General features: G+C 71.8%; 10 protein-coding genes. 2 read left to right on the forward strand and 8 right to left on the reverse strand.

Annotation, left to right across the window (positions count from 1 at the left end; genetic code table 11):
• Positions 1 to 3: 3 nt before the first annotated feature.
• Together A4E84_RS17315 and A4E84_RS17320 are read right to left on the reverse strand one after the other, a co-directional pair.
• Entirely contained in the window at positions 4 to 2,589 is a 2,586-nt protein-coding gene (locus A4E84_RS17315; protein ID WP_062927450.1) for a bifunctional FO biosynthesis protein CofGH, read from the reverse strand.
• A gap of 235 nt (positions 2,590 to 2,824) precedes the next feature.
• Positions 2,825 to 3,673 (reverse strand): LLM class F420-dependent oxidoreductase, encoded by an 849-nt coding sequence (locus tag A4E84_RS17320; protein WP_062927451.1) that lies wholly within the window; start codon positions 3,671 to 3,673, stop codon positions 2,825 to 2,827.
• A gap of 175 nt (positions 3,674 to 3,848) precedes the next feature.
• On the opposite strand from A4E84_RS17320, the gene A4E84_RS17325 reads away from it, so the two are divergent.
• On the forward strand, positions 3,849 to 5,357 hold the full coding sequence (locus A4E84_RS17325) for a CehA/McbA family metallohydrolase (RefSeq protein WP_062927452.1): 1,509 nt from the start codon (positions 3,849 to 3,851) through the stop codon (positions 5,355 to 5,357).
• 549 nt (positions 5,358 to 5,906) lie between these two features.
• Positions 5,907 to 6,299 carry a nitroreductase/quinone reductase family protein gene (locus A4E84_RS17330; RefSeq protein ID WP_062927453.1) on the forward strand — a complete coding sequence of 131 codons (393 nt, stop codon included), beginning with the start codon at positions 5,907 to 5,909 and terminating at the stop codon, positions 6,297 to 6,299.
• A gap of 6 nt (positions 6,300 to 6,305) precedes the next feature.
• On the opposite strand, the gene A4E84_RS17335 is transcribed toward A4E84_RS17330, so the two are convergent.
• The 6 genes from A4E84_RS17335 to A4E84_RS17360 form a co-directional block, all read right to left on the reverse strand.
• Entirely contained in the window at positions 6,306 to 7,757 is a 1,452-nt protein-coding gene (locus tag A4E84_RS17335) for an aldehyde dehydrogenase family protein (RefSeq protein ID WP_062927454.1), read from the reverse strand.
• Positions 7,754 to 9,484 (reverse strand): N-acyl-D-amino-acid deacylase family protein, encoded by a 1,731-nt coding sequence (locus A4E84_RS17340; protein WP_062931491.1) that lies wholly within the window; start codon positions 9,482 to 9,484, stop codon positions 7,754 to 7,756. Before A4E84_RS17340 ends, A4E84_RS17335 begins: the two co-directional genes overlap by 4 nt.
• Positions 9,485 to 9,600: 116 nt before the next feature.
• Positions 9,601 to 10,719, reverse strand: a complete 1,119-nt coding sequence (locus tag A4E84_RS17345) for an LLM class flavin-dependent oxidoreductase (protein ID WP_062927455.1) — start codon at positions 10,717 to 10,719, stop codon at positions 9,601 to 9,603.
• Positions 10,720 to 10,830: 111 nt separating this feature from the next.
• The gene (locus tag A4E84_RS17350) at positions 10,831 to 11,601 is read right to left on the reverse strand and encodes an SDR family NAD(P)-dependent oxidoreductase (protein ID WP_062927456.1); all 771 of its coding nucleotides are present in this window, start codon (positions 11,599 to 11,601) and stop codon (positions 10,831 to 10,833) included.
• Positions 11,602 to 11,610: 9 nt separating this feature from the next.
• Positions 11,611 to 12,513, reverse strand: coding sequence for a TIGR03619 family F420-dependent LLM class oxidoreductase (locus tag A4E84_RS17355; protein ID WP_062931492.1), 903 nt, complete (start codon positions 12,511 to 12,513; stop codon positions 11,611 to 11,613).
• A 14-nt stretch (positions 12,514 to 12,527) separates the two neighbouring features.
• Positions 12,528 to 13,775, reverse strand: coding sequence for an amidohydrolase family protein (locus A4E84_RS17360; RefSeq protein ID WP_062927457.1), 1,248 nt, complete (start codon positions 13,773 to 13,775; stop codon positions 12,528 to 12,530).
• Positions 13,776 to 13,927 lie beyond the last annotated feature (152 nt).

The following is a 13,927-nucleotide window of genomic DNA, read 5'->3' on the forward strand; positions in this document are numbered from 1 at the left end:
CCGTCAGTCCAACACCGGCAGCAGCTCCGGCAGATGCCCGTCCGACGCGGCCGCCGCCCGCTGCCGCTCCTCGGAGACCTCCCCGTACAGGGTGGTGCGGGCCCTGGCCGGACGGCCCGCGGCGTCCGCCACCGCGATGAGGTCCTTCACCGACTTGTACGACCCGTACGACGAGCCCGCCATGCGGGAGATGGTCTCCTCCATCAGCGTCCCGCCGAGGTCGTTCGCGCCGGAGCGGAGCATCTCGGCCGCGCCCTCCGTGCCCAGCTTCACCCAGCTGGTCTGGATGTTGGGGATGTACGGGTGCAGCAGCAGCCGGGCCATGGCCGTGACCGCCCGGTTGTCGCGCATGGTCGGGCCCGGGCGGGCGATCCCCGCCAGGTAGACCGGCGCGTTGGTGTGCACGAACGGCAGCGTCACGAACTCGGTGAAGCCGCCCGTGCGCTGCTGGATGCCCGCGAGGGTGCGCAGGTGCCCGAGCCAGTGCCGGGGCTGGTCGACATGGCCGTACATCATCGTCGAGGAGGACCGGATGCCCAGCTCGTGGGCCGTCGTCACGACGTCGATCCAGTCGGCCGCGGGCAGCTTGCCCTTGGTGAGGATCCAGCGGACCTCGTCGTCGAGGATCTCGGCGGCCGTCCCGGGGATGGTGTCCAGGCCGGCCTCCCTGGCGGCGGTCAGCCACTCGCGGATCGACATGCCGGTGCGGGTCGCGCCGTTGACGACCTCCATCGGCGAGAAGGCGTGCACATGCATGCCCGGGACGCGTTCCTTCACGGCCCGCGCGATGTCGAAGTACGCCGTGCCCGGCAGGTCCGGGTGGATGCCGCCCTGCATGCACACCTCCACCGCGCCCACCTCCCAGGCCTGCTGGGCCCGGTCGGCGACCTGGTCCAGGGAGAGGGTGTAGGCGTCGGCGTCCGTGCGGCGCTGGGCGAAGGCGCAGAAGCGGCAGCCGGTGTAGCAGACGTTGGTGAAGTTGATGTTCCGCGTGACGATGTAGGTGACGTCGTCGCCGACGGCCGACTTCCGTACGTCGTCGGCGACCCGGGCGAGCGCGTCCAGCGCCGGGCCGTCCGCGTGCAGCAGGGCCAGCGCCTCGTCGTCGGTGAGCCTCGTCGGGTCGTCGGCCGCCGTGCGCAGGGCCTGCCGTACGTCGGTGTCGATGCGCTCGGGTGCCATGCCCGGGGCGGCGGCCTCGCGCAGGGCGCCCCAGTCGCCGTACACCTCGTCGAAGTCGTCCCGGCGGTCGGAGCTGCGGCCGTCCGTGTCGATGGAGGTGTGCAGGTCGGTACGGCCCGACGCGACGAAGACCTCCTCCGGCTCCTGCCAGGGCAGGCCCTGCGGGAGGGCCTCGGGGCGCGCCAGGCCGGTCTCCGGGTCGGCCAGGGCGGCCACGTGCGGGCGCAGCCGCGGATCCAGCCACGGCTCGCCGCGGCGCACGAACTCCGGGTAGACGCAGAGGCGTTCGCGCAGCTCGAACCCGGCGGCCCGGGACTTCTCGGCGAGTTGCTCGATCTGCGGCCAGGGGCGCTCGGGGTTGACGTGGTCGATGGTGAGCGGGGAGACCCCGCCCCAGTCGTCGATGCCGGCGCCGATCAGCCGCTCGTACTCGTCGTCGACGAGGTTGGGCGGGGCCTGGATGTTGCCGCTCGGGCCCATGAGGAGCCGGGCCACGGCGACCGTGGCGACCAGTTCGTCCAGTTCGGCGTCGGGCATGCCGCGCATCGCGGTGTCCGGCTTGGCCCGGAAGTTCTGGATGATCAGCTCTTGGATGCCGTGGTAGGCCCGCGACACCTTCCGCAGCGCGAACAGCGACTCGGCGCGCTCCTCGTAGGTCTCGCCGATGCCTATCAGGACCCCGGAGGTGAAGGGCACGGACGAACGCCCGGCGTCCTCCAGGACCCGCAGCCGGACGGCGGGCTCCTTGTCGGGAGAGCCGTGGTGGGGGCCGCCCGGCTCCGACCAGAGGCGGGTCGCGGTGGTCTCCAGCATCATGCCCATGCTGGGCGCGACGGGCTTGAGGCGCTGGAAGTCCGTCCAGCTCATGACGCCCGGGTTGAGGTGCGGGAGCAGGCCCGTCTCCTCCAGGATGCGGACGGAGATGGCACGGACGTAGGCGAGGGTGTCGTCGTAGCCGTGCGCGTCGAGCCACTCGCGCGCCTCCGGCCAGCGCTCCTCCGGCTTGTCGCCGAGGGTGATGAGGGCTTCCTTGCAGCCGAGGGCGGCGCCCTTGCGGGCGATGTCCAGCACTTCGTCCGGCGACATGAACATCCCGTGCCCGTCCCGGCGCAGCTTGCCGGGGACGGTGACGAACGTGCAGTAGTGGCACTTGTCGCGGCACAGCCGGGTCAGCGGGATGAAGACGGACTTGGAGTACGTGATGACGCCCGGCCGCCCGGCCGCCGCCAGGCCCGCGTCCCGCACCCGGGCGGCCGAGGCCGACAGATCCTCCAGCTGCTCACCCCGGGCCTGGAGCAGCACCGCCGCCTCGGCGACGTCGAGCGAGACGCCGTCCCTGGCCCGTTTCAGGGCGCGACGCATGGAGTTCTCGGTTGGTCCGGTTCCGGAGGTCGCGGAAGTCGTCATCCTTCGAGCATACGAGTGCGCTGATCAGCCGAGCAGCGGCGCCTGCGTCTCCGAGCGTTCAGCTCGGACGTGCGGGTTCGTCGGCGGGTGCGGGTAGTACGTGGTTTCTCGCGCAGTTCCCCGCGCCCCTGAGGGCGCGGGGCGCAGCCCGGCTTCAGGGGCGCGGGGAACTGCGCGATCGACCACGACGAATCCGCACCCGTCCGCACACCCCGCCCGGCGGACGAGCCGCCGACTACGCCAACAACACCCCGTACTGGTCCAGCGTCTTCAGCACCTCCGCCTCCCCCGCCGGAGGCAGCTGCGCCACGACCTCCTCGATGCCGAGGTCGGCGTAGTGGGCGAGCTTGCCCGGGGTCGGGTGGACGGCGTAGGGGACGACCTGGAGGGCCTCGGGGTCACGGCCGGCGTCGGCCCAGGCGGCGCGCAGGACCGGCAGCGCCTCGCCGAGGCCACGGCCGCCGATCGGCAGCCAGCCGTCGGCGTACTCGCTGATGTGGGAGAACAGCTTGGGCCCGGCGGCCCCGCCGACGAGCGTGCGCGGGCCCACGACCGGTCCGCGCGGCTTCTGCACGGGCTTCGGGTACGCGTGACTGGCCCGGACGCCGCCGAACTCCCCCTCGTAGGCGACCGGTTCCGCCGACCACAGGGCGCGCATCAGCGCCATCCGGTCCCGGACCAGCTCGCGCCGGCTGCTCCACCGCACGCCGTGGTCGGCGGCCTCCTCGACGTTCCAGCCGAAGCCGAGCCCGAGCGTGAACCGGCCACCGGAGAGATGGTCGAGGGTCGCGACCTGCTTGGCCAGGTCGATCGGGTCGTGCTGGGCGACGAGCGTGATGCCCGTGCCGAGCCCGAGCCGCTCGGTGACGGCGGCGGCCTGGCCGAGGGCCACGAACGGGTCGAGGGTGCGGCCGTACTCGGGCGGCAGCTCACCGCCCGCCGGGTACGGCGTGGTCCGCTCCACGGGGATGTGGGTGTGCTCGGGCAGGTACAACCCGGCGAATCCGCGGTCCTCCAGCTCCCGGGCGAGCCGGGTCGGAGTGATCGTCTCGTCGGTGAGGAAGATCGTCACGGCGATGCGCATGACCTCTCTCTACCCGAGGGCGGCCCGACTGTCCATACCGACCGGTCGGACTATCCACTGTTCGTCGTCCGGTTCCCCTCCCTTGCGCGCACATTCACGACTCCATACAAGGGTTGCACGCACCACCCCCGCACCACCCACGCCACGTCACCGACGACACCTGGGGAGCAGCAGCATGTGCGAGGACAACCACGGCGGGCCCGGCCGGCGCGCCCTGTTCGTGACGGGAGCGGCAGCCGCGCTTACTTTGGGAAGCGTGAGCTTCGCTGCAGCGGACGACGGGGACCGGGAGAGCAGGACCGTGCGCGGCACGCTGCCGCCCGGCTCCCCGGACTTCGTGTACGTGCCCGTCGAGGTCCCGGCCGGTGTCCGGGAGCTGAAGGTCGCCTACACCTACGACCGGCCGTCCGTCCCGGCCGGCACCCTGGGCAACGCCCTCGACATCGGCGTCTTCGACGACCGCGGCACCGAACTGGGCGGCCGGGGCTTCCGCGGCTGGTCGGGCGGGGCGCGTACGGAGTTCTTCCTCCGCGCGGACGACGCGACGCCCGGCTACCTTCCCGGCCCGGTGCGCGAGGGCACCTGGCACATCGCGCTCGGCCCGTACACGGTCGCCCCGCAGGGCCTGTCGTACGAGATCACGATCACGCTGACGTACGGGGCGGCGGGCGAGGCCGTGCAGCCGGTGTACCCGCCGGAGCGGGCCAGGGGGCGGGGGCGGGCCTGGTACCGGGGCGACTGCCATCTGCACTCCTGGCACTCCGACGGCCGCCGCACCCCCGCCGAGATCGGGGAACTGGCCCGGGCGGCGGGCCTGGACTTCATCAACTCCTCCGAGCACAACACGCACGCGGCGCACGCGCACTGGGCGGACGTGGCCGGGGACGACCTGCTCGTCATGCTGGGCGAGGAGGTCACCACCCGCAACGGGCACGTGGTCGCGCTCGGCACCGACCCGGGCACCTTCGTCGACTGGCGCTACCGGGCCCGTGACAACCGTTTCGGCCGGTTCGCCCGGCAGATCCGCCGCGCCGGCGGCCTGGTCGTACCGGCCCACCCGCACGCCACCTGCATCGGCTGCAACTGGAAGTTCGGCTTCGGCGAGGCGGACGCGGTGGAGGTGTGGAACGGCCCCTGCACACCCGACGACGAGGTGGCACTGGCCGACTGGGACAGCATGCTGGTGGCGTCCGTACGGGACGGGCGGGACTGGATCCCGGCCATGGGCAGCAGTGACGCGCACCGCTCCCCGGACGCGGTGGGCAGCCCCCAGACGGTCGTCCTCGCCGACGACCTGACCCGAGAGGCCATCCAGGAGGGCATCCGGGCGGGGCGCTCCTACGTCGCCGAGTCCGCGCGAGTCGCTTTGTCGTTGCGGGCGTCCGGCGGACGCGGCGAGCACGCGGGCATCGGCGAGCGGCTCACGGTCGGCCGCGACACCCCGGTCACCGTCCGCCTGGAGGTCACCGGCGCCCCGCGCTGCACGGTCCGCCTCGTCACCGACCAGGGCGTCGTCCACACCGGCGCCCCGCTGCCGGTGGCCGGCTCGGGCGTGGTCGAGTGGCGCACGACGCCGTCGTACGCGGCGTACGTACGGGCCGAACTGCGGCACGAGGCGGCGGCGGGACCGCTCCCCGGCCCGCTGGCGGCGTTCACCAACCCGATCTTTCTCGGACGTCAGTGAGATCGAGTGTCGGACCCCCTTGTGTGGATCACGGCGTAGGAGTGCGCCCGGTTTCGCGGAGCAGTGCCGTCAGCTGACCGAGGCCGGCAGGCAAACGAGTGGCTGGGCTCGGGGAACGCGGACGTGCAGCAGCAGGCACTGAAGGACTTCGCCAAGGCCGAGAACGCCAGGTTCACGTCCGGGTTCGGTGAGCCGGCCTGGCGCAGGAAGTACCGGCACGAGGGCGCTGACTTCGAGTGCGTATCCTGCGGCTTCACCTGCAACGCGGACAACAACGCAGCAACCAACGTCGCGGCAGGACAGGGCGGGATCCCCCGCCCCCGGTGCTCAGCCGGTGCCGGAGGGGCGACAGCGGCCACCAGCCGTTCGAGCGCCCGTGAACCTCAACCCGACTGGGCTGGAATCCCCCGCTTTCAGAAAGGGGAGGATGTCAAAGGTTCCAGGTCACGATCCGCATGCACAGCACCCGTTCCCGTCCCGCCGTGTCAGGGGATCATTGAGGCAGCAGCCATTGCCGTGAGAACTTCGCGCGAAGGAGACCCGCAGCCGATGTCCCGCCGCACCGACCTGAGGTTCCGCGCGACCACCGCCGTCCAGCGCCGCCTCAACCCGCTCCTGCGCCGCCTTCCCCTCCAGACGGTCCTGGAGACGACTGGCCGCGTCTCCGGACTGCCCCGTCGGACGCCGGTGGGCGGGCGCCGTGTCGGCGACTCCTTCTGGCTGGTGTCGGAGTTCGGCGCACGGTCACAGTACGTGCGCAACATCACGGCGGATCCGCGGGTGCGGGTAAGGATCCGCGGGCGCTGGTACGAGGGGACCGCCCATCTGATGCCGCAGGACGATCCGGTGGCGCGACTGCGGGGGCTGCCCCGGGTCAACAGCCTGGGGGTGCGGGCGCTCGGGACGAACCTGCTGACGGTGCGGGTGGACCTGGACGCCTGAGAGGCGTCAGCCCGGCCAGACGATCGCCTGCACCTCGCTGTAGGCGTGCAGCGCGTACGAGCCGACGTCCCGGCCGACGCCGCTCTTCTTGAAGCCGCCGAAGGGCGCTTCCATATTGCGGCCGACGGTGTTCACGCCCACTCCGCCGGCCCGCAGCCGCCGGGCCACCCGGAAGGCCCGGGCCACGTCGCCCGACCAGACGTAGTCGATGAGGCCGTAGTCGGTGTCGTTGGCGAGCGCGATGCCCTCCTCCTCGTCGTCGAAGGGGACGACGGCCACCACCGGCCCGAAGATCTCCTCGCGGACCACGCGCATGTCGTTGGTGCAGTCCGCAAGGAGGGTCGGCGCGACGTAGAAGCCACGGGGCAGGTCCGGGCGTTGGCCGCCCGCCACCACCACCGCGCCTTCCTTCCGGCCCAGTCCGACGTACGACTCCACCCGGTCCCGGTGGGCCGCCGAGATCACCGGACCGACCACGGTGTCCGGCTCGCGCGGGTCCCCGACCTTCAACCGGTCGGCGTAGGCGGTCAGTTGTTCCACCAGCCGGTCGTGGATGCCGCGTTGCGCCAGGACGCGTGTCGGTGCCGTGCAGATCTGGCCGCTGTAGAAGGAGAAGGTGGTGCCGATCCCGGCGACGGCCGAGCGGAGGTCGGCGTCGTCGAAGACGACCGCGGCGCCCTTCCCGCCCAGCTCCATCAACTGCCGTTTCATGTCGCGCCCGCACACCTCGGCGATGCGCCGGCCGACCGCCGTGGAGCCGGTGAAGCTGACCATGTCGACGTCCGGCGACGCCACGGCCGCCTCACCGACCCCGGTCGACCGGCCGGACACGACGTTCACCACGCCCGGCGGGACACCCGCCTCCTCCAGCGCCTGCGCCATCCGGTAGACCGACAGCGGATCCTGCGGGGCCGGTTTCACCACCACCGTGTTGCCCATGGCCAGGGCGGGCGCGACCTTCCCGGCCGGGTTGGCCCAGGGGTTGTTGTACGAGGTGACGCAGGTGACGACGCCGACGGGCTGCCGGACGGCCACAGCGCCCATGACACCGGCCTTCCCCATCGGCCCGGCCTCGTTGATCTGGGGCGGGATCGGCCACTCGGCGGGCTCAACGCACGCGTAGCGCCGGAAGCGGGCGGCGGCGACGCCGACCTGCATGCCGCGTGCCGTGCCGAGGGTCGCTCCGGTCTCCGCCCGGGCCAGTGACGCGTACTCCTTCAGCCGGTCGGCGATGATCCTCGCCGCCCGCCCGAGGACCGCGGCCCGCTCCTCGGGTGCGGTGCGCGACCACGGCCCGAAGGCCTCGCGGGCCGCCGCACAGGCCGCGAGCACCTGGTCCCGCGAGGCCTCCGGCGCCCAGCCGACGCTCTCCTCGCTCGCCGGGTCGATCACCTCGTAGTGCCCGCCGTCCGGCTCCACCCAGGAGCCGCCGACGAACAGCGGCTGCCGTGCCGTCACCGCGTGCTCACCGTCTCCGTGTCCCGTCCGGAGCGGAGCACCCGGCCCGGTACGGCCCCGGTCACCACGTCGTCCCGGATCGCCTCGACGCCGTTGACCCACACGGCCCGCACGCCCAGCGCCCGGGAGTCCAGGCGCGGGCTGTCGCCCGGCAGGTCGTGCACCAGGGTGGCCGGGCCCGCGTCGATCCGCTCAGGGTCGAGCAGGACCAGGTCGGCGTGCCAGCCCTCCCGCACCTGCCCCCGCTCGCGCAGCCCGAAGAGCCGGGCCGGGTCGTCGGTCAGCATCTTCACGGCCTGCTCCAGACCGACCAGCTTCCGGCCCCGCAGGCAGTCCCCGAGGAACCGGGTGGTGTACGGCGCCCCGCACATCCGGTCCAGATGGGCGCCCGCGTCGGACCCGCCGAGCAGCACGTCCTCGTGCTGCCAGGTCTGAGCCCGCAGTGCCCAGGACGCCGGGTCGTTGTCGGTCGGCATCGGCCACAGCACCGTGCGCAGATCGTCGTTGGCGCAGATCTCCACCAGGCACGCGAAGGGCTCCTGCCCGCGCTCCTCGGCGATGTCGTTCACCACGCGCCCGGTGAGCCCGGCGTTCGCCTCGCTGTAGGTGTCGCCGATGACGTACCGCCCGAAGTTCGACAGCCGCCGGAAGACGCCCGCCTCCTTGGACCGGGCCCGCCGCAGCAGCTCGGCCCGCACGTCCGGGTCACGCAGCTTCTCGATCCGCTCGGGCACGGGCAGCCCGAGGACGGGCCCCCAGCCGGGGATGAGGTTCAGCGCGCAGAACGTCCCCAGCGACATGTTCATGGGGGTGAGGATCGGCATGGTGAGCGCCACGACCCTGCCGCCGGCCTTCCGCGCCTGCTCGCTCGCGAGCAGCTGCCTGGGCACGCGCTCGGGGACGGCCGCGTCGATGGTCAGCACGTTCCAGTTCAGCGGCCGCCCCGCCACCGCGCTCATCTCCACGAACAGGTCGATCTCCGCGTCGCTGAACTGGTCCAGACAGCCCGCGACGATCGCCTCGATCTGCGTGCCCTCGCACTCCCCGACCGCCCGCGACAGCGCCAGCAGCTCGGCCGGCTGGGCGTGCCGTGAGGCGACGGGCTGCCCGTCGCCGTCGGAGTGGCTGCTCGACTGGGTCGTGGACAGCCCCCAGGCCCCGGCGTCCATGGCCTCCCGCAGCAGCCGCACCATCGCGGCGAGCTGCTCCTGACTCGGCTGCCCGCCCACGGCCTGCGGCCCCATCACGTACCGCCGCAGCGCGCAGTGCCCCACCATGAACCCGGCGTTGACGGCGATCCGCCCCTCCAGGGCGTCCAGGTACTCCCCGAAGGTGTGCCAGTTCCAGGGCGCCCCCTCCTCCAGCGCCACCAGCGCCATGCCCTCGACCCTGGACATCATCCGCCGCGTGTAGTCGGCGTCCTCGGGCCGATCCGGATGCAGCGGCGCGAGCGTGAACCCGCAGTTCCCGCCCGCGACGGTGGTGACCCCGTGGTTGAGCGAGGGCGTGGCGTACGGATCCCAGAAGAGCTGGGCGTCGTAGTGGGTGTGGGGGTCGACGAAGCCGGGGGTGAGGACGAGGCCGTGGGCGTCCTCGGCGGTGCGGGCTTCCTCGGTGACGCTCCCGATGACGGCGATCCGACCGCCGCGGATGCCGACGTCGGCGGGGTATGCCGGGGCGCCCGTCCCGTCCACGACGGACGCGCCCTTGATCACGTGATCGAGCATGACCACTCAACTCCCTGGAGTCCGTTGCCCTATGAGGGGCGCGGAGCTGTGTCGATCTGCGGCTCCGCCGCGTGGGCGCGGCAAGCCACGACGCCCGCCGCACCCGCCAACGACGCTCAACCCCCCTGCCGGAACCGCGAAGTCCGATGCACGGGATCCGTATCGATCCTGGGAATCACGTACTCCCCGACCAGCCGGATCGTCTGCAGCGTCTCCTCCTTCGGCACCCCCACCGGCAACCCGAAACTCAGCTGGTCCGCCCCGGCCTGCTCCCACCGCTTGCACTGCCGCAGCACTTCGTCCGGATCCCCGCAGATCAGCAGCTCCTCCTCGATGAGGACCTCCACGAACTCCTCGGTGTACTCCGGCAGCGTCTCCGGCCACACCGGGAAGCCCTCGGGCCGGGGGAACGTGTCGTGGTACCGGAACACCAGCGACGGCAGATAGTGCAGCCCACCGCTCGCCGCGATCCGCACGGCTTCCGCATGGGTCGGCGCGCAGATCGCCGTGGTCGTCACCATCACGTTGTCGTTGACGAACGCGCCGACCGGTTCCGCGTCCACGATCGCCGTCTTGTACTGCTCCAGCACCCACTCCATGTCGGAGACCTTCTGCACGCTGAAGCCGAGCACGCCGAGCCCCTTCTTCGCGGCCATGGCGTACGACGGCGGTGATCCGGCCGCGTACCACATGGCCGGGTGCGAGCCGCCGTACGGTTTCGGCAGGACCTTCCTCGGCGGCAGCGACCAGTGTTTGCCCTGGAAGCCCTGGTACTCGTCCTGGAGCCACATCTTCGGGAACTCGGCGATGGTCTCTTCCCAGAGTTCCTTGGTGTGGTTCATGTCGGTGACCCCCGGCATGAATCCGAGGATCTCGTGGGACCCGGCGCCCCGCCCGCTGCCGAACTCGAAGCGGTTGCCGCTGAGATGGTCGAGCATGGCGACCTTCTCGGCGACCTTCACCGGGTGGTTGACCGGGGCGAGCGGGTTGAAGATCCCCGAGCCGAGGTGGATCCGCTCGGTCGCGTGCGCCAGGTACCCGAGGAAGACGTCGTTGGCGGACAGGTGCGAGTACTCGTCCAGGAAGTGGTGCTCGGAGGCCCAGGCGTACTTGAAGCCGGACTTGTCGGCCTGGATGACGTACTCGGTCTCCTCCATCAGCGCCTTGTGCTCGGCGAGCGGGTCGGTCTCGGCCCGTTTGCCGACGTATCCCTGAACGAAGATGCCGAATTCCAAGGAGGTTCACCGCCCCACGGTCAGTTCTGACGGACCGTCAGATTTATGGCTCCGACTGTTCCACCGGCCTCCGGGGGCCGTCAATAGCTGATGCTCCGTCAGCTGTCGCGGTCAGATGACGCTGACGCCGGCCAGCCACCCGCCGTCGATCACGAACGGCTGGCCCGTGATGTACGACGAGTCCTCCGAGGTCAGGAACAGCGCGAGCCGGGCCACCTCCTCGGGCCGCCCGACCCTGCCCAGCGGCACGAGCCTGCGGTACAGGTGGTCGAGGCCCTGCGCCGTCCCCTCCGGGTCGGCGTCCGGGTCGAGCCGGGCCGGGTTGGACATCGCCGTGTCGACGGCCCCCGGGCAGACGGCGTTGACGCGTATCCCGCGCCCGGCCAGTTCCAGGGCGGCGACCCGGGTCAGGCCGACCACGGCGTGCTTGGTCGCCGCGTAGGCGCCCACCGCGGCCATCCCGGTCAGGCCCGTGTAGGAGGCGGTGTTGACGATCGTGCCCCCGTCGGCCATCTGAGGGGCGACCGTCTTCATGCCGAGGAAGCAGCCCACCTGGTTGACCTGCACGACCTGCATGAACTCGTCGAGCGGTGTGTCGAGGAGGGAGTTGAAGCGCAGGATGCCGGCGTTGTTGACGAGCCCGTCGACGTGGCCGTACGTGTCCCTGGTGGCGGTGACGGCGGCCTGCCAGTCGTCCTCCCGTCCCACGTCCAGATGGACGTACCGCGCGCCGATCTCCTTCGCGACGGCCTCGCCCTGGTCGTCGAGCACGTCCGTGAGGACCACCCGGGCCCCCTCGGCCGCGAACAGCCGGGCCTCCTGCTCGCCCTGGCCGCGTGCGGCGCCGGTGACGATGACGACCCGTCCGTCGAGCTTGCCCATGGGGTCTCCTCACAGCTCGGGGGCGACGTCGGCGCCGAACGCCGAGATCTGGTCGGTGAGTTCGCTGCGGCTCCGGCTGCGGAACCGCACCTGGATCTGGTGCACGCCCATCGCCCGGTACGCCCGCAGCGAGTCGGCGAGCTCCCGCGGCCCGCCGGTGAGGGTGCGGCGCCCCACCTCCCACCGGGGCGTGCCGACGTACAGCGGCTCGGCGATGGCACCCACGGTGAACGGGCCCCGCGCACCGGCCTTCTCGCGCAGTTCCCTGATCCGGGCGATCTGCCCGGGCAACCGGTCCCTCGGGTCCCCCTGCGGCAGCCACCCGTCGCCCTTGAGCGCGGCCCGGCGTACGGCGGCGGGCGAACTGCCACCCACCCAGACGGGGACCCGTTCCTGCGCCGGCCGGGGCCGCTGCCCGAGCCCCTCGAAGTCGTACAGCTTGCCGTGGTGCTCGGGGAACTCGTCGGGCCCCAGGGCGGCGCGCAGGGCGTCGAGACACTCGTCCAGCACGGCCCCGCGCCCGCGGAAGTCGACGCCCAGGGCCTCGAACTCCTCCTGGACGTGCCCGGCGCCGACCCCGAGGATCAGGCGACCGCTCGACAGGTGGTCGAGGGTGGCGTACTGCTTGGCGGTGAGCAGGGGGTGCCGCAGCCCGACGATCGCGACGTGGCTGAGCAGCCGGACGCGTTCGGTGGCGGCGGCGAGGAAGGCGAGGGTGGCGACGGGGTCGTACCAGACGGTGCTCATCGCGGCGGCCAGCCGGCGCGGGATGCCGACGTGATCACAACCGGCCAGGTAGTCGAATCCGGCCCGGTCGGCGGCGCGGGCGATCTCCAGCAGGTCGTCCGGCCCGGCCTCCGCCTCCCACCCCTCGGCGTAGAGGGTGCTCTGCGACTGGGCGGGGAGCTGCATCCCGTACCGCAGGCTCACCGCGTACCACCGAAGCCGCCCGGCCACAGGCCGTCCTCCGCCAGCCCGAGCAGCTCGATGGCGTTGCCGCGCACGATCCGCTCGACCACGTGGGGCTCCAGATGCCCCATCTGCGCCTCGCCGACCTCGCGGGACTTGGGCCAGGTGGAGTCGGAGTGCGGGTAGTCGGTCTCGTAGAGGACGTTGCCGACGCCGATGGAGTCGAGGTTGCGCAGACCGAAGGCATCGTCGAAGAAGCAGCCGTAGACGTGCTCGGCGAACAGTTCGGACGGTGGCCGGTGCACCTTGTCGGCGACTCCGCCCCAGCCGCGGTTCTCCTCCCACACCACGTCGGCCCGCTCCAGGATGTAGGGGATCCAGCCGATCTGCCCCTCGGCGTACATGACCTTGAGGTTCGGGAACTGCTCGAACTTGCCGCTCATCAGCCAGTCGACCATGGAGAAGCAGCAGTTGGCGTACGTGATGGTGGAGCCGACGGCGGGCGGGGCGTCCGCGGAGGTGGAGGGCATGCGGCTGCTGGAGCCGATGTGCATGGCGATGACGGTGCCGGTCTCGTCGCAGGCCTGGAGGAACGGGTCCCAGCCGTCGGTGTGGATCGAGGGCAGCCCGAGGAACGGCGGTATCTCGGAGAAGGCGACGGCCCGGACCCCGCGGGCGGCGTTGCGCCGGACCTCCTCCGCGGCCAGCCCGGCGTCCCACAGCGGGACGATGGGCAGGGGGATGAGCCGCCCGCGCGCGTCCGGGCCGCACCACTCCTCCACCATCCAGTCGTTGTAGGCGCGCACGCAGAGCAGGCCCAGCTCGTGGTCCTCGGCCTCGGTGAAGGTCTGGCCGCAGAAGCGCGGGAACGTCGGGAAGCAGAGGGCGGACTGGACGTGGTTGACGTCCATGTCGGCCAGCCGCTCGGTGACGTCGTAGGACCCGGGCCGCATCTGCTCGTAGGTGATGACCTCCAGCCGGATTTCGTCCCTGCCGTACCCGACGGCGGTGTCGAGCCGGGTCAGGGGCCGCCGCAGATCCTCGTAGACCCACCAGTCCCCGACGGGCCCGTCGTCGCCGGGCTGCCCCATGACCGGCTTGAAGCGGCCTCCGAGGAACGTCATCTCCTTCACGGGGGCCCGGACGATGCGCGGTCCGACCTCCCGATACTTCCCCGGAAGCCGGTCCTGCCAGACGCCCGCGGGCTCCACGGTGTGGTCGTCCACGGAGATGATCAGCGGAAACGTGCTGTCGTGGGTGTCCATGGCGCTCACGGTAGCGCTGATCTGACGGAGCGTCAGCTATGTGGGCAAGGGCTGCTTCCGGACGTACTGGCGTGATCCACTCGGTCCGGCCGAGTGTGGTGCGGAGAGAGTGTGCAGACCTTGTGGGTTCCCGTGTGCCGCCCTGTGATCGG

The organism is Streptomyces qaidamensis (assembly GCF_001611795.1).
GTDB lineage: Bacteria > Actinomycetota > Actinomycetes > Streptomycetales > Streptomycetaceae > Streptomyces > Streptomyces qaidamensis.